The sequence below is a fragment of the Methylocaldum sp. GT1BB genome, from assembly GCF_051027545.1.
GTDB lineage: Bacteria > Pseudomonadota > Gammaproteobacteria > Methylococcales > Methylococcaceae > Methylocaldum.
The window spans coordinates 509,115-524,226 of sequence record NZ_CP194902.1; the positions used below are offsets into that span (position 1 = coordinate 509,115).

General features: G+C 60.5%; 14 protein-coding genes. 9 read left to right on the plus strand and 5 right to left on the minus strand.

The features are described 5' to 3' along the window. Window positions 1-43 precede the first annotated feature (43 nt). A complete protein-coding gene (locus ACR2TX_RS03550) occupies window positions 44-568 on the plus strand; it encodes a DinB family protein (protein WP_077731704.1) in 525 nt (174 codons plus the stop codon). 25 nt (window positions 569-593) lie between these two features. Here the strand turns inward: ACR2TX_RS03550 and ACR2TX_RS03555 are convergent, their stop codons facing one another. Further along, window positions 594-1,040, minus strand: a complete 447-nt coding sequence (locus tag ACR2TX_RS03555) for a hypothetical protein (protein ID WP_077731761.1) — start codon at window positions 1,038-1,040, stop codon at window positions 594-596. 178 nt (window positions 1,041-1,218) lie between these two features. On the opposite strand from ACR2TX_RS03555, the gene ACR2TX_RS03560 reads away from it, so the two are divergent. The 5 genes from ACR2TX_RS03560 to ACR2TX_RS03580 all read left to right on the plus strand — a co-directional run bounded on the left by ACR2TX_RS03560 (window position 1,219) and on the right by ACR2TX_RS03580 (window position 6,148). Next, window positions 1,219-2,184 (plus strand): helix-turn-helix domain-containing protein, encoded by a 966-nt coding sequence (locus tag ACR2TX_RS03560; RefSeq protein WP_434110297.1) that lies wholly within the window; start codon window positions 1,219-1,221, stop codon window positions 2,182-2,184. Between the two features lie 948 nt (window positions 2,185-3,132). Further along, window positions 3,133-3,402: a hypothetical protein gene (locus ACR2TX_RS03565; protein ID WP_156880796.1), complete on the plus strand. Its 270-nt coding sequence runs from the start codon at window positions 3,133-3,135 to the stop codon at window positions 3,400-3,402. Window positions 3,403-3,510: 108 nt separating this feature from the next. Then, window positions 3,511-3,774 (plus strand): hypothetical protein, encoded by a 264-nt coding sequence (locus ACR2TX_RS03570; RefSeq protein ID WP_434110299.1) that lies wholly within the window; start codon window positions 3,511-3,513, stop codon window positions 3,772-3,774. A 128-nt stretch (window positions 3,775-3,902) separates the two neighbouring features. Then, the gene (locus ACR2TX_RS03575) at window positions 3,903-4,655 is read left to right on the plus strand and encodes an ATP-binding cassette domain-containing protein (RefSeq protein WP_156880847.1); all 753 of its coding nucleotides are present in this window, start codon (window positions 3,903-3,905) and stop codon (window positions 4,653-4,655) included. Then, window positions 4,652-6,148: an ABC transporter permease/substrate-binding protein gene (locus tag ACR2TX_RS03580; protein WP_434110301.1), complete on the plus strand. Its 1,497-nt coding sequence runs from the start codon at window positions 4,652-4,654 to the stop codon at window positions 6,146-6,148. Before ACR2TX_RS03575 ends, ACR2TX_RS03580 begins: the two co-directional genes overlap by 4 nt. Before the next feature lie 46 nt (window positions 6,149-6,194). Here ACR2TX_RS03580 and ACR2TX_RS03585 read toward each other — a convergent pair whose 3' ends face one another. Together ACR2TX_RS03585 and ACR2TX_RS03590 are read right to left on the minus strand one after the other, a co-directional pair. Further along, window positions 6,195-6,704 (minus strand): DUF2380 domain-containing protein, encoded by a 510-nt coding sequence (locus ACR2TX_RS03585; RefSeq protein ID WP_133717856.1) that lies wholly within the window; start codon window positions 6,702-6,704, stop codon window positions 6,195-6,197. 148 nt (window positions 6,705-6,852) lie between these two features. Next, entirely contained in the window at window positions 6,853-7,533 is a 681-nt protein-coding gene (locus tag ACR2TX_RS03590) for a DUF3280 domain-containing protein (RefSeq protein ID WP_434131236.1), read from the minus strand. A 77-nt stretch (window positions 7,534-7,610) separates the two neighbouring features. Here ACR2TX_RS03590 and ACR2TX_RS03595 point away from each other — a divergent pair, with 77 nt between their 5' ends. Next, window positions 7,611-8,288 carry a TetR/AcrR family transcriptional regulator gene (locus ACR2TX_RS03595; RefSeq protein WP_168175482.1) on the plus strand — a complete coding sequence of 226 codons (678 nt, stop codon included), beginning with the start codon at window positions 7,611-7,613 and terminating at the stop codon, window positions 8,286-8,288. Window positions 8,289-8,474: 186 nt separating this feature from the next. Continuing rightward, window positions 8,475-8,924, plus strand: coding sequence for a hypothetical protein (locus tag ACR2TX_RS03600; RefSeq protein WP_077731714.1), 450 nt, complete (start codon window positions 8,475-8,477; stop codon window positions 8,922-8,924). 244 nt (window positions 8,925-9,168) lie between these two features. On the opposite strand, the gene ACR2TX_RS03605 is transcribed toward ACR2TX_RS03600, so the two are convergent. Then, a complete protein-coding gene (locus ACR2TX_RS03605; protein ID WP_240506844.1) occupies window positions 9,169-9,780 on the minus strand; it encodes a hypothetical protein in 612 nt (203 codons plus the stop codon). Further along, the gene (locus ACR2TX_RS03610) at window positions 9,781-11,253 is read right to left on the minus strand and encodes a sensor histidine kinase (protein WP_240506846.1); all 1,473 of its coding nucleotides are present in this window, start codon (window positions 11,251-11,253) and stop codon (window positions 9,781-9,783) included. A gap of 155 nt (window positions 11,254-11,408) precedes the next feature. On the opposite strand from ACR2TX_RS03610, the gene ACR2TX_RS03615 reads away from it, so the two are divergent. Continuing rightward, window positions 11,409-15,101: a hypothetical protein gene (locus ACR2TX_RS03615; RefSeq protein ID WP_434131238.1), complete on the plus strand. Its 3,693-nt coding sequence runs from the start codon at window positions 11,409-11,411 to the stop codon at window positions 15,099-15,101. Window positions 15,102-15,112: the final 11 nt, after the last annotated feature.

Genomic DNA, 15,112 nt, shown 5'->3' on the forward strand with positions numbered 1-15,112 from the left:
GCTGCATACGGGCTACGAAAACGCAGATTGGAGCAATAGTCTCATGTACGAGCTCAGCTATTACGAAACCATGGCCGAATACAACGCCTGGATGAACGAGAAGCTCTACCGGGTGTGCGCCGAAATTCCCGACGAACTCCGGAAAAAGGATCTCGGCGCTTTTTTCGGCTCGATTCACGGCACGCTCAATCACCTGCTCCATGCCGACCTCATCTGGATGGGACGCTTGGCTGGGCTGCCGTTGACAACGGCAGCCCTGGGCCAGGAACTTTATTCCGCGTTCGACGACTTGCGGCGGGAGCGCGAGACGATGGACCGGAAGATTCTCGACTGGACCCGGACACTCTCTCCCGAACGTCTCGCTCAGCCCTTCACCTATACCAGCCTTTCGGACCGTAAAACGCGCACCCGGCCCTTCTGGCTGCTGGTCGCACATCTCTTCAACCATCAGACCCACCACCGAGGACAACTGACGACCTTGCTGAGCCAACTGGGGCTCGACTACGGCGTCACTGACCTCCCCTGGCTGCCCAGCCTCTGCGAACTCGATCCGGCCGAGTCAGGGTGATGCGCCGGAGGGCGTCCGTCGAGCTTCAATCGTTCCTGAATGTCGATCGCAATACGATGACCGCCCCCTTGCCGAAACCGTAGCTGGTGAGGACGATACTAGCCAGCAAAAACAGCCGAAACGCCGCCGGAAACAAACCGTCCGAGGGCGTGGGAGTATCCAGCACCGGAAACATCGCCTGCATCAAAAACAGGCTGGAATTGGTGAAGGCACCGACCACCATGGCCCAGCGCACATGCCAGGGCAGCGGCACTCTGGCGGCATAGAAGCCGAAAATCAGGGCGCTCATGAGCAGGAAATCCAGATGCGCCTGCAAGAGGCGGGTGAACTTGCCCGGAAAAATGGCCGGCAGCACGGGCAGACCGAATCCCAGGCCGACCATGCACCAGGCCAGAACCAGAGCCATCAACAGCCACAGCGCGGCGCCTCTGAGCAATATCATGTTTCCCGCGAGTCCTGAATCTTGCTGCATCGTCAATCTCATCGTGAATTCCGGTTACAAATCGGTGCCGCGCAGTATGAATATTTCCGCCTTTGTCCGCTGGATCGGGACGGAAAGAAAACTTGACTGAAACGGCGGTTTCGCCGTTTACAGCCGTTTGCCGCACGCCTACTATCCGGAGCCATCGAGAAAAACGCGAACCTGATCCATGCACACATCGAATACCAAGGCCTTAACGCTATCCACAGCCGATGTGCCCAGAAGCGAGAGGCAGGGCTGGCTGCGGGAAGTCATTGGCCGGGAGTACGTCAAGGTGGAAATCAGCCCACCCGCCGACGGCGCATTGTTCAACGAGATGACGATATATCCGTGGGAAGACCTGCGCCTCTCCGCTATCCGGTCCAACGCCATCGGCATCGAACGGCTGCCGGGCGAGCCGTATCGATCCGATCAGGACGCCTATTTCGCGGTGGTGTTGCTCTCGGGCCAATACTCCCTGGAACAGCAGGGACGGGAGGTTTTTCTAAGACCCGGCGACATCACCCTCTACGATGCCACCCGGCCCCACCGCATCTACTGCCCGCGGACTTTTTCGAAACTGATCGTCTCTATTCCGCGCACGATGCTGAGAGACAGAATTGCCGGAATCGAGCACTGCACGGCGCGCCGGATTCCCGGAAAAGACGGCATCGGCGCCGTGGCGTCCATGTTCCTTCGCGGGTCCGCCAGCCAGGCGGGCCGCTTGAATCCGCACGAGTTCTCCGCCCTTGCCGAACAGTCGCTCGGCCTGCTGACCCTCGCCATAAATTCGGTGCGTCCCGCGAACTTTCATCTCTCCCGCAGCCGTTCGCTCTCCCTCTACCGGGTCAAGGCGTTCGTCGAGCGGCACCTTTCCGACCCCGGCCTGAATGTCGAATCGGTCGCGAGCGGCGTGGGCTTGTCGGCCCGCTATATCAACGATCTTTTCAAGGACGAGGAGACCTCCCTGATGCGCCATGTCTGGCGGCGCCGGCTGGAAAATTGCGCGAAAAACCTGCTCGACTCGGCGCATGTAGGCCACAGCTTGTCCGAAATCGCGCTCCGCTGGGGGTTTAACGATCTGTCGCATTTCAGCCGGGCTTTCAAGCAGCGCTTCGGCTGCTCGCCGCGGGAATATCGACAGCGGGAACTCTAAGAGCCTATCTCGGTAGACCGTTCGCCCCGAGTCGAAGGGTTTTTGGGACCTACAGGAATAGGCCTAAGTACATTCCGCAAATATTTGCGGGATCTCGACAGATTGGCTTGACTGGCGGGGTTGTCCTGCAGGTTGCCTATGCCGCAAGACTTCCCTGAATGTACTTATTAATCAGGCCCGTAAATACCCTCCTGGTATTTCGGGCCGCCGCCCAGGCCGGTACACGCCCGGCCTGGGCTCACGCGGCTTGTCGCCGCGCCGGGGCATCCCTGCCCCGGATTAACCCGGCCTATATTTATAGGCCGGGTTAATAGAGCATTTTCATACCTACTGTACGGGCACTGGCGAGTAGGTCGGGAATTCCTTCCAATCGCAAACGGTCGCTTTAGTCGCGACCCTTCCAATCGCAAACGGGAACTTTGGGAGCACCAAAGTCCCCCTTCCAATCGCAAACGGCGTTTTCGGGAAGGGCGTGGCCGGCGCTCCCGGCCAGGCCGTTTGCAATTGGAAGGGTCATCCCAGCGCTCCTGGGATGACCGTTTGCGATTGGAGCGCCGAAGCCGCCCTTCCCGACGCCATGCTCCGGCCGAGCGTCTTCGTCGGGAAGGGATTGCCGACCTACGACCGTGCATCCCCGTAGATCGGGAATCCCTTCCCGACGCCACGTCCCGGCCGGAGCGTCTTCGTCGGAAGGGTCGCGACTAAAGCGACCGTTTGCGATTGGGAAAGGATTGCCGACCTACAAATGCTTGAATCCATTCACCCGAGCCGAAGGCGCCAACGACTCCTGCCAGGCCTGTTTTGCCGTACGAGCGAGATGAAAACGCTCTAAATGCCTGCGCGCAGATTCGGCACGATTGATCGTTCCATCGAAAAAATTCGGCATCGGGTGAATGGAGAAGTGGAATTGAGTTCGCTATTGCGTCGTCCTGCCTTGCAGAGAGATCCATGAAAAAGAAACAACTTGCACTTTCGGCAATCACGCTCCTGCTTTCCGCATCCGCATTATCCGGCAGCTTTATTTCCATCCGCGATCATCAACATCTCAATATCCCATGTCTTATATTCGGGATTATCGGATTTTCCGGCGGGATTTTAACCGCGGTTCGCCTTTCCATCGGAAGACAGCTCGTAATGGTTTTTATTCATTACAGGTGGTTTTCATTTATGGTGAAAACTTCGTTTTCAAATTGGATCCCGGATTCGCCATACCTTTGAATATGCTGGAAGGTTCCATACAAGATGTCGCAAACCCGAGAGGGCTTGGTATCAATCTATTTGCGATATTACTTTTGGTGCTGAGTTCAAAACGCATTCTCATAGATCATGATTACCCTTGAAAAGCTCGAGATATACCAACGATTCGACGGCGACATCGATGGCTGGATTCGGGGCTCGCGACATCCCGATTCATCCGGCATGACCGATGCCGACTGGTCTTTGATCGATGAGCTGCGAACCGCGCTCCACATGATCGCTTCGGGGGCGGCCTCTCCGCGGTTTGCCGCGGCGACTGAACGGAAACTGCGCTTATCCGTGGCCGATGAACGAACTCGCGAGGCGTTGCGCAAACTCGCAGTGCCAAAATGAGCTACACGACCCGCGAACCGTTTCGAGTCGCGCATCGGAAGCCGGCGACAATCGACCCTGTCCTGTCGCGGAACAAATTTAGAGGGCGGGTCCACGAAATTCAGGCTATTAACCGGTATTATCGCCGCATGCTCAAACTGTCACGGGTCACCAAAAGCTATGACGGCGTTGCCGTGCTTCGCGACATCGATCTCTCGATTCCCGAGGGGCAGGTGGCGGTGATCATCGGCGCGAGCGGCTGCGGCAAATCCACTCTGCTCCGGCTGGCGAACGGCCTGGTCCTCCCGGACCGAGGCACCGTCGAGTTGATGGGCACGCCGGTCACCGCCTCGACGGCTCTGGCACTGCGCCGCCGAATGGGCTATGTCATCCAGGAGGGCGGACTGTTTCCGCACTTGACCGCCCGCGGCAACGTGGCCTTGATGCCGGGCCGGCTCGGCTGGTCATCCGCGCGAACAGAGGCGCGGATGATCGAACTCGCAGAACTGGTCCGCCTGCCTACGGGAGCGCTCGACCGCTACCCGTCCCAACTCTCCGGAGGCGAACGGCAACGAGTGGCCCTGATGCGGGCGCTGATGCTGGACCCCGAGATCCTGCTGCTGGACGAACCGCTCGGCGCACTGGACCCGCTGATCCGCTACGAACTCCAGACCGATCTCAAGACGCTGTTCACCGCTCTCGGGAAAACCGTTCTGATGGTGACGCACGATCTGAGCGAGGCCGGCCATTTTGCCGACGAGATCGTGCTGCTGCGCGAGGGCTCCATCGAACAGCAAGGGCCGATGACGGCTTTGATCGATTCGCCGGCCACCGAGTACGTCGCGCGCTTCGTGCGGGCGCAGCGCAGCCTGGTCGACGGACTTGTGCAACGGGCGACATGATCTACCGGCTGATCCTGCTCTTGAGCTTGTGGATCGGTTACGGCTCGGCTCCTGAAGCCGGGGAGACGACAGGTGTGGCCGTGGGTTCCAAGGAGTTCACGGAATCGGTGATCCTCGGCGAGATCGCCGCCCAGATCCTCGAAAGCGCGAGGATCGACGTGCAACACCGAAAGCAGCTCGGCGGGACCCGGTTCCTTTGGCAGGCTTTGATCGATGGCGAGATCGACCTCTATCCCGAATATACCGGGACTCTGATCGAGGAGGTTCTGGGCGGCCGGCTACAAGGGAAGCGGGACCTGGCGACGCTGCGCAGGGTCCTGGCGGAACAGGGCGTGTCGATGACCGAGCCGCTCGGATTCAACAACACCTATGCCCTCGGGATGATGACCGCTCGCGCGGACCGCTTGGGAATCACCACCATCTCCGAGCTGCGCGACCACCCGGAGCTCAAGTTCGGTTTCAGCAACGAATTCATGGCTAGGGCGGATGGATGGCCCGGGCTCAAACGAGCCTACCGCTTACCCCAGCAAGCGGTCGTGGGTCTGGATCATGGGCTCGCCTATCGCGGCCTTGCCGGCGGCCGCCTGGATGTGACCGACCTCTATACCACCGACGCGGAGATTCAATACTACTCGCTCCGGGTGCTAGAGGATGACCGAGGCTATTTCCCCGACTATCGCGCCGTGTTTCTTTACCGGGCCGACCTCGCCGAACGCCTGCCGGCCGTCCTTCCGGTACTCCGGCAACTGGAAGGCCGGATTTCGGAGAAAGAGATGACCGCCATGAACGCGGCGGCCAAGCTCGGCAAGGTATCGGAGCGCAAGGTGGCCGCCGACTTCCTGCGGAAACGGCTAGCCATCGCGTCCGACGGCGAGGTCGAGGGCTTGGCTGCCAGCCTGTGGCGCCACACGCTCGAACATCTCTCTCTGGTCGCAATCTCGCTGGCCGCCGCCATCCTCGTGGCCATTCCGCTGGGTATTCTGTGCGCGCGTAGACCGCGCCTGGGAAGGCTGGTACTTGGAGCCACCGGGATTCTTCAAACGATACCGTCGCTGGCGCTCCTCGTGTTCATGATCCCGCTGCTCGGAATCGGAGCCTGGCCGGCCATCACCGCTCTGTTCCTGTACAGCCTCCTGCCCATCGTGCGCAATACCTGTACCGGGCTTCAGAACATTCCCGGTCCGCTGCTCGAATCGGCCGATGCGCTCGGCCTCCCCCGCTTCGCCCGGCTACGACTGGTGGAGTTGCCCCTGGCCTTGCGCACCATCATCTCCGGAGTCAGGACGGCTGCCGTGATCAACGTCGGCATGGCGACCCTTGGCGCGCTGATCGGTGCGGGAGGATATGGGCAGCCGATTCTCACGGGCATTCGCCTGGACGATACGGGATTGATCCTCCAAGGGGCTGTCCCTGCGGCCCTGCTTGCGCTATTGATCGAGGGCGTCTTCGAGCTCGCCGAACGCCGGCTGGTACCAAAGGGGTTGCGCGGGTGACCGGAAACCGCCCGGCGTTGCACAACCTTTCGCAGCCCGCCGGGGCTTACGACCCGCTAACCGTCTTGAGTCTCGTATCGATCTGCCGAGCCAGGTTCTCGATGCCCTTGGCGGTGAAGTTCTGCTGTTGGCCCTTGACCTCGACGATGAAGTCGCCGACGACATTGCCGGTCTTGGTATCGATCAAATGCGCCATGAGATAGACGAACAGGAAACTCGGCTTGTGCAACCGTCCGACCACGACGAACTCGCTCCCGCTATTTTTCCCGAGCTCCGCCGCTTCGTCCGAATGATCCCAGAGGTATCCGAACCCCTTGGTGGCGGCGGCTTGAGCGGCCGGGTCGGTCGCATCGATGCGATAGCCCTTGCCACTCAAATGTTCCTCCAGTAACCGTTTCAGCGAGGCCGTTCTTTCCACTTCTTCGGCAACGCCCGGATTCGAGGTGACATCGTTCAACTCGAAATCCAGAACCCCAATACTGGAATTCGCGCGTACCGGAAGGGAAACGAGGATCGCGAGAGTAAGGACTGAAATGATCTTGCTTAAGACAGACATGACTATGCTCCTATCGTAAATCCTGCTCGATGCCGCTGATCGCTGTTCAAACTTCGTGGCCGGGCACATCGATCGCTTTCGTCACATTCAGCTTTTCGAGCATGCTTGCTTTCTCCGGAAGTTGGACCGGAAAGCCCAAGGCGGACAGCTATTGCCTTCTTGGCGGCCTTTCCCGCAGGTCTTGGACGAAATAGGCTATGGCCCGGCGCCAGGATTCGTCCTTGTCACCCCGAAAATCGAAGGCGCGGTTGATCAGGGTTTGCCCCGTGGCGACGTCGCGGATTTGGATGTGCAGGCTGAGGACCAGATTGCTCATTCGGAACACCCATCCGACGAGAACCCGCTCGGCGCCGAGCCGCCGGGCGATGTCCAGCTCGCAGCCGTTGCAGGCATGCAGATAGCGGGCCGACTTCAGCTCGGCGACGAGTTCGGGAGCCGGCCCATGATCCACCACCCGGTACAACCCGCTGCGGCTCAGATCGTCCCGCAAAACCTCGGTCATGACAGCGAGCCGCCTGCTCCACTCGGCCTCCCGCGTGCTGTCGCCGAGATCGCCGGTGAGTTCCAAGTCCAGCACTGCGAGCGTCTTAAGATCAGGACTTTCACCCGTCGACGCCCGCTCGGCCGGAGGACTGTTCTGAGACCAGACGGGGGAATGGACTAGCACCAGAACTGCAAAAATCGAGATCAGCCGAACGAACGGGGAACGATGCATCGGAATCGCCTCATTGAAATCCAGCCTTCTTACCGGGTACGCTGCTTGGGTCACAGCGAGTTCTTCGCCCAAGCTACGGCTCAGATTACAGCATAACAATTGACGTTTCGTCAAAATTTATCCATACCGTCAAAATCATGACGAAATTAACCCGAAAGCAACGTGAAATCATCGCCCGGAAGGAGTTAATTTTGGACATATCGGCGAAGCTGATCGCCGAACAGGGCTTCAGCAACTTCGGGATGGACCGGATAGCGGAGTTGACCGAGTACTCCAAGGGCACCATTTACCAGCACTTCCAGTGCAAGGAGGAGGTGCTGATGCACCTTTGCATACGCGGACTCCGAACCTGGCGCGACTTTTTCGATCGCGCGCTGAAGCTCCGCGGCAACAGCCGCGAACGGCTGCTGGCCATACACCTGGCCCACCACTTCTACGCCAAGCTGTACCCGGTGGAATACGAAAGCATTTACACGGTCAAGTCCGCCGGCGTCCGGGAAAAAATCTCGCCGGAGAGCCACGCGGCTCAAAACGAGCTCATGAAGGACGTGATCGACCGGGTCGTCATCGTCATCGACGAAGCCATCGAAAACGGCGACTTGAAGCTGCCGGGGACCATGGCGCCGCAGGACCTGGTCTACGGTTTCTGGGCATTGCATTACGGCGAACTCATGTTCGAAACCTTCAACTTCCCTTACCGGAACATGGGGATCGGCGACCTGGAGAACAACGTCCGGCTGGTTTTGCGGACCCTGCTGGACGGGCTTCCCTGGGAACCGGTCTCGACCCGGCACGACTACACCGCTTCGGCGGAGCGCATCATGCGCGAAATCTTTCCCGAGGAAGCGGCGGCGATCGCGGCACGCTGAGATCGTTTTATCGTTCTGAAAGAGCAGCGGCTTCGCTAGGTGGCGCTTCGATCGCCGCCTCCGGTGCCTCCACCTCAGCCTGTGCAACCAGCCGACGGAGACGTCCCTATTCGAAATGTCCAGCAAGTTCCGCGTCCGCAGAATTGCTAGAATCCGCCGTTTAACTCCAGGAAAGCATTCATCTGCATGGGAACAGGACTTCGGAAAACGGTCGGGCGTCGCAAACATAGACCTCCGGCCAGCGGCGAAGCACGCCGCCCCTTACACCTTCCCCGCCTCTGGCAAGGCATCGGCTGGCTGATGGTCGCCGTCGTGGTCTGGCTGAGCCTGACGCCGGAACCGCCTCAGCCGCCCACGCCGTTGCTCGCTTGGGACAAGGCGCAACATGCCTTGGCGTATGCCTCGCTGACGTACTGGTTTCGACAGGCCTTCCTGCCCCGTTGGCGCTGGCCGCTGTTTCTCCTTTTCCTGGGGATCGGACTGGAATTTCTTCAAGGACTCAGCAACGTGCGTACATTCGATCCGGTCGACATGGTCGCCAACGGCATCGGCGTTTGCCTCGGCCTGGCGCTCAGCCGCACCCCGCTCGGAAGGCTGCTTGCGAAGATCGATGCGCTTGTCGGCGGCAAAGGCTAGGCCGCTCGGCGGGTTACGGCCTTACAATACTTTCCGGTCCGGTTTAGCGGTCCAAGGGAGAGTAGGTCGGGAATCCTTTCCCGACGCAACCGTCGGAAAAACGGCTTCGTCGGCAAGGGGTTGCCGACCTACTATTAGCCCACATTTCTCGCACGCCTTTGTCGCAAGGGTGTCAAGGCGCTGCACCGGCCAGCAGGGAGCCGGCGAACAGCGCAGTGCCCGAGGGGTACGGCAAAGCCCCTGGCTACTTCCCTCCCCCCTCGCCACCCTCGGTGTCGATCGTCGGCGCGTCCATGCTCTTCTCGATGGCCCTGATGGCTTCCAGTTTCTCCCGAAGAATTTTCGCCTCGTCGGTCGGGGGATTGGTCTTATCGACCGTCTTCGAGTCCGGGGCACAAACCGTCGCCTGTTTGCGGTCCGGTTTTCGTTCCGCGGCTACCGCTTTTCTCGACAGACTCCCGGCCCGCTTCAGAGTCTCCATTTGAATGGCAACCAGGTTCTGTACCCTTCCGTCCGGCATCCGCTCGGGGGGTATGGCCCCCACGGACGCCAAGATCTTGGTCGTGTCGCCGCAGGCTTCGGAAAGCGTTCGCGCAATCAGAAGGTGCAAGCGCACGCCGACGTCCGGATTTTGCCGGTAATGCTTGAGCATCCGCCGGCATTCCTCGGCGCGAGATGCGGCGGTTTTATTGGCGAACGCGGCGCCGAAGCCCAGCAGTTCGTCGATATCCGATCGCGAATAGGCATCGTGGGAAGGTGTGTAATACGAAGCCCGGTAGCGGTCCGGGTAGAATTCCGCGCAGCCGGCCAACACCGAGAGCCCCATTAAAACTGTACTGCGGACAAGCATGTTCATTCAGGCAGCCTCGACCAGCGGTAATTGAACCCGGATGCGAGCGCCTTGTTTGTCCTGCCGCGGTTCGAGAACCTCGATCTTTCCGCGCTGATTGGCGACGCACTCGCTGGCGATGGCCAATCCCATTCCGGTACCTTCGGTGGCGAGGCTGGACGCGGCCTTGCCCCGGTAAAACGGTTCGAATACATGCTTGCTTTCCTCTTCGTCGATACCGGGCCCGTCGTCTTCGACCTCCAGCTCCATGTTGCCCCCCACGGCGCGGAGAATGATTCGAATTTCGCCGCCTACGGGCGAGTAGCTCACGGCATTGGAAATCAGGTTGTCAATAATGGTTTGTAGCTGGTCCCGATCGCCGGACACCTCGACCGGCTGGACCAATTCCTTGACCGTCAAGGACTTCGCTTGCAGGCGAGGCCGGTGATCCGCGATGACGGACCTTAACAGATCCTGCATCTTAACGCTTTCGGCGACATTCTGTTCCGGTTCCTCGTGAAGCCGGTTGTAGCGGGTCAGCTCCGCCAACAACTCTTGCAGCTTTTGAATGTTCGTGGTCAGCGTCCGGCCGATTTCGCGCTGTTCAGGACCGGCTTCGTCACTCATCATCTCGAGCTGTTCCGCGCTTTCGACGATCCGGGCCAGCGGCGTCTCGATCTCGATCGACACATTATCCATCAACTGCCGTTTCGACTCTTCGAGCGAGCGCAGGCGCGTCCGCAACAATTCCAATTGATCGCCGAGATACCGAAGATCTTGCGGCCCCGCCACGCTGATAGGCTTTCCGAAATCCCGCGCCGTCAGCCTTCGGATCGCTTCGTCCAACTGCCGGACCGAGCGGCTGAGCAAGGTCAGCAAGAACAGGATGACGGCAACCGAAGTAGGCAAGAGAAATCCTGCCTTGATCACCAGATCCTGCTGAACCGATCTCGACTGTGCGTAGAGCTGTTTCGCCTCCCGGTCGACCTGTTCCGAGATTTCCTGCCACAAAGCATTAGCCGCCGCATGCAAACCTTGAAATGCCTGGTCGTCGGGCAGGGCGACGCGATCGCCGGTGTCGGAGCTGATGATTTGCTCGTAAACCAAGCGCTCTTGCTCCGACAACCGGTTGATCGAAAGCGCGACTTTTTCGTCCACGCCCATTTTCAGCAGTTCGCCCAAGGCCTCCCTCAGGGAGTTCCGAACGGTTTCGTAAGACTGCCGCTCATAGGGCTGGCGCAAGGCCGGATGCGCCAAAATGACGAAGAGCTTGGCTTTTCGCTCGATATCGGAAACCATTTGTAGCGCCGAGCGGGCGGTTTTCACCTGCTCGACGATCTGATAAAAGGTTCTTTGCTCCAGCCGCGCGATGTCGCGCATGGCGAAGGCCGCATACATCACGGCAAACAGCAAGGGAACCAGAACGACCACGAACCCTATGGGGATCAGGTATTTCAGCGAGAATAACTTTTCGAATCTCATCCGCTTCAAATCAATCATTGCCGCATCGTTGGGTTCGCAAACCGACCTCGACGATGCCGTAACACTCTTGTGACCTCCCTTATGATAGGGATTTATCGTCCGGTCGTGTTGAATGGCGTGTTCGCCCCACGAGCGACTTCCTGCGCAGCGGCGTATTCTGCAAGGTGAATCGAATGACAAAGCATTTTTTTTCGAAGGGCGGATTTGCCATTGCGGCGGCAACCTGGCTGACTTTGGCTACCGGCGCCGAACTCTCGGGATTGCCGGTTCCGGGCAGCGCCGAGAATCCTGCTCTGCTGCTCGAACTCGGCAGCCAGCCGCCGTCGGCCGCAGCCCAGGACAATGCGACGCGTGTTTATAAGGGCGATGTCAGTGCGCACGAAGGAGACGCCTCGATTCAAACCGGTCCGGATGATATCAGTTCGCTGCATCCGGGATTCGGCTCGTGGAGTGTCGCTTTCCGATTCAAACTGGAACCCCGGGCGAACGCGAGCCCCTACACCTTTTGGGCGCGCTGGCGGCAAGGCGGCGAACCGGAGGTTTGCGTGCAGACCTTCGAGATTTGGGCGGGACCCGATGCCTCGAAGCTCGAACAACGCGCGGTCGTGAAGCTGAAACCCAAGGGCTGGGAATACGCCTGGATCGGCGCGGAAACCCCGCTGACGCTCAAGGCCGACGATACCGTAATCGAAATCCGCGACAGCGGAGCCGGCCACGACGCCAAGATTTTCGACGCTTTTCTGCTCGGCGGCCCAGAGTCGCCGACGGCGCTTCCGGAACAAGGCACTAACGAACTTCCGGCGGTTCTTCTGGAATTGGGCAAAACGCCGCTTTGGATGTCGGCGGGCAAAGATCCCGCGATTCGGGTCCATCCCGGAACCGCTGCGGGACTCGAAGGCGCGGGCTCGATCCTGACCGAAAAAGACGAAGTCCAGGTTTTTCATCAAGGCTTCGGCGCTTGGGGCGCGAGCTTTAGGTTCAGCCTCGATCCCGCCGTTCCGCCCGGCCTCTATCGCTTCTTCGCAAGGTACAAGAGCGGCGGCGAAGTGTCGCAGGTCGCCCAGACCTTCACCGTAAAAGCCGGCGCCGATCCGAATGCACTGGCCGCTCGCGGCGAATTCGTAGTGACCAACACCTCGCCCTGGGAATACCAGTGGGTGAAAGGCGCTGCCACCGTGGCCATCTTGCCGGGCGACAAGGTGCTGCAAATAGAAAACGCGGGTAAAGCCGACGGCGCGAAGGTTTTCGATGCCTTTCTCCTCAAGATGGAAACGCCGCTCGGCGACTGGATGAGCGCCTCGGCGGCGGAAGCCCGAAACCGCTTTCTGGCGCGGACGAAGAGTGTGTCCGATCCTAGCGGACAGCTCTACGTGCTCGACGGCAAGGGCGATCATGGCGAAATTTTGTTCCGGGGATTGGCGGCCGATGCCGCACGCCAGCGGGTTCAAAAGCTCCGGGTGAACTATTCGATCGGGCCCGAAGCCGAGGACATGGCACGGCGCCTCAATCTGCCCGCGCTGCCCGCCGCGCTCGTAACCGACAACAACTACACCGTGCTCGGCGCCCTCGCCTCGCCGAAAAACGAAGCGGCCGTGGCGAAATTTCTCGCCGATCCGGAACACGCGGGCACGATGCTCACAATCCCGGCCGTCACATCAGACGCGCCTACCACGCTCCATAACGGCGTGCCCGAAGCCTGGCTGGTGGGCGGATTGCAGGATGGCCTTGCGGGCGTTTCGATTTACGGCCTCGATAGCGAAACCGTGCTGCGTCCGAATCCCGGCCAGCCCTACCTCAGCACCGCCATGATGGGCGGCAAGATAAAGACCTGGCAAAAGGCTCCGGCCGCAGCCAATGGCGTCACCGTCATCGAGCCCGCCACCGATCACTCCTACGGCTGGTCGCGCGGAACCGGCTACGCTCAGCTCTATCTTCACGTCGACCAGCCGACCCAGGCGCTGCTGAAATTGCGCCAGTCCGGGATCAGAACCGCCGGATGGCTGGACGGGCAGCCCCTCTCCTTCGCCGACGATCCGAACCCGCCGGCCGACTTCCCGGTTCCGGGCGAACCCGCCAAGAATGCGCTACAGGGATTCACCACCGAGGGTCTTGCGGTCACTGCCCTGCCGGAACGCGCCGAGCCTTCACAGGCCGCGCCCTTGGCGCTTGCGCCGGGGTGGCATCGTCTGTTGGTCAAGCTGGCGATGCAGCACGATAAAGGCGAAAGCTTCTTCTTTGCCGCTCGATTTACCGATGAGTCCGGAAGTCCGCTCGATTCGATCAAGACGCAGCTCGCCGATCCGAACGCCGATTTGGCGCTCAATACGATAGCCGCGAAACTCAGGCCGCTCGTCTACGCCGACGCGCCTGCCAATCTGCCCCGCCCGGGCGAACCGCTCAAGCTGCGCGCCGATATCCGCTGGCATCCGATTCTGGAGGAAAGTGATCTATCGGCCCCCCTGCCCCGCTTCCGCGCCAAGCTGCGCCTCAGGATGACGGATTACCGGGGCAACGAGGTCGCCGTGAAAGAGATCGATGGTCTCTTCCCCGGCGAGGCCACGCTCGATTTCGGAAAAACGCCCAAAACGGGTTATTACGCCGTCTACCCCTCCCTGCACACGCCCGACGGCAGGCTCATCATGGCCTATCCCGCCGACGGCTTCACCGTGGTTCGCGGAAACGCCGCCCAAAAGGAACGGCTGGACAAGAAAAAGCTCTGGAACAACGACTATTACGCCTTCTTCGACGGCGACAAAGGCTTCCGCCAGGAGGGCGGATACTTCGCCTGGCTGGAGCGCACGGGCATCTACAAGAGCTACGGCTCCTATCCCGGATTCCCGCCGGAACACCAGGCGAAGTGGGAGCGCGCCAAGTCGCGCGGACTGGTCTTCTTCGGCGACACCTCGGGCGACAGCCACTGGCTCAACGACAAACCGGAAGACGGGCGCGCCTTCATCGAAAAGGCCTCGGCCTATACCCGCTTCTTCAAAGCGACCAACGAAATCGACATCCGCCGCGAAGGGGAATGGCAAAAACTGCGCGCCCCCGCCCATTGGGTCGAGCGGGCTAAGTGGGAGTACGAAGCGGTACACGGGCCCCGGAAGGACGGCCATTACGTCGGCGGCAGCCTGGTGCGCCCCGGCGATACGACGGATGACGGAGGCTATGCCGGGGGCTTGAGTTCGGGAAAGTGGTTCGCCGAAGTGCTCAAGCTCGGCCTCGACAAGTACCAGGACGCCTGGGACGTCCACGCCTATCCGCAACGCCCGCCCCGCTTCGGCCATCCTATCGGCAACGGCTCCACCGAAGACGAACGCGGCGTTCTCTCGGCTTACGAAAGTCTCGGACGCAAGAACACCCTGCCGTTCTGGCTGGGCGAAGCCGGCGCCAAGACCGCCCATGGTTTCACCGGCCGCCGCTGGCAGGCGGAACAGGCCGCGAAGATGATCGCCTGGGCCAACAGCCGCAGCGACTACTTGGGGCTGGCCTTCTGCCTCGGCCACGAATACGACTGGGGCTACGGCCGCCTCTGGGACTACTCCATGGGTCACAAACCCGCCGAGGCGGCTCTCTACACCGCCGGCGCCCTGATCGACGGCTTGCCCTACAAGGCCGTGGACACCCAAGACGCCAACATCCAGGCCGCCTATTTCGGCGAAACCTTCATGATCTGGCGGACGGACGAGCAGGCGAGCGATTGGCCGCTAAAGCTCGATCCGGGCAAGGCTTGGGTTGTGGTAGACGTGGTGGGACATGCTGAAAATCTTGCGGTCGATAAGGACGGCAAGGCGGCTGTCAGGGTGTCGGCGAGTCCGTTGTATGTTTTGAGCAAGGGGGATTATGAAAGGTTGATGCGGGGGCGGTAGCTGGTTGATGG

Excerpts from the sequence above, each read along its gene's own strand:
- ACR2TX_RS03605 (WP_240506844.1), bottom strand. The coding sequence starts at position 9,780 with ATGAACATGCTTGTCCGCAGTACAGTTTTAATGGGGCTCTCGGTGTTG.
- ACR2TX_RS03580 (WP_434110301.1), top strand. The coding sequence starts at position 4,652 with ATGATCTACCGGCTGATCCTGCTCTTGAGCTTGTGGATCGGTTACGGC.
- ACR2TX_RS03585 (WP_133717856.1), bottom strand. The coding sequence starts at position 6,704 with ATGTCTGTCTTAAGCAAGATCATTTCAGTCCTTACTCTCGCGATCCTC.
- ACR2TX_RS03615 (WP_434131238.1), top strand. The coding sequence starts at position 11,409 with ATGACAAAGCATTTTTTTTCGAAGGGCGGATTTGCCATTGCGGCGGCA.
- ACR2TX_RS03565 (WP_156880796.1), top strand. The coding sequence starts at position 3,133 with ATGAAAAAGAAACAACTTGCACTTTCGGCAATCACGCTCCTGCTTTCC.
- ACR2TX_RS03550 (WP_077731704.1), top strand. The coding sequence starts at position 44 with ATGTACGAGCTCAGCTATTACGAAACCATGGCCGAATACAACGCCTGG.
- ACR2TX_RS03560 (WP_434110297.1), top strand. The coding sequence starts at position 1,219 with ATGCACACATCGAATACCAAGGCCTTAACGCTATCCACAGCCGATGTG.
- ACR2TX_RS03570 (WP_434110299.1), top strand. The coding sequence starts at position 3,511 with ATGATTACCCTTGAAAAGCTCGAGATATACCAACGATTCGACGGCGAC.
- ACR2TX_RS03575 (WP_156880847.1), top strand. The coding sequence starts at position 3,903 with ATGCTCAAACTGTCACGGGTCACCAAAAGCTATGACGGCGTTGCCGTG.
- ACR2TX_RS03600 (WP_077731714.1), top strand. The coding sequence starts at position 8,475 with ATGGGAACAGGACTTCGGAAAACGGTCGGGCGTCGCAAACATAGACCT.
- ACR2TX_RS03555 (WP_077731761.1), bottom strand. The coding sequence starts at position 1,040 with ATGCAGCAAGATTCAGGACTCGCGGGAAACATGATATTGCTCAGAGGC.
- ACR2TX_RS03610 (WP_240506846.1), bottom strand. The coding sequence starts at position 11,253 with ATGATTGATTTGAAGCGGATGAGATTCGAAAAGTTATTCTCGCTGAAA.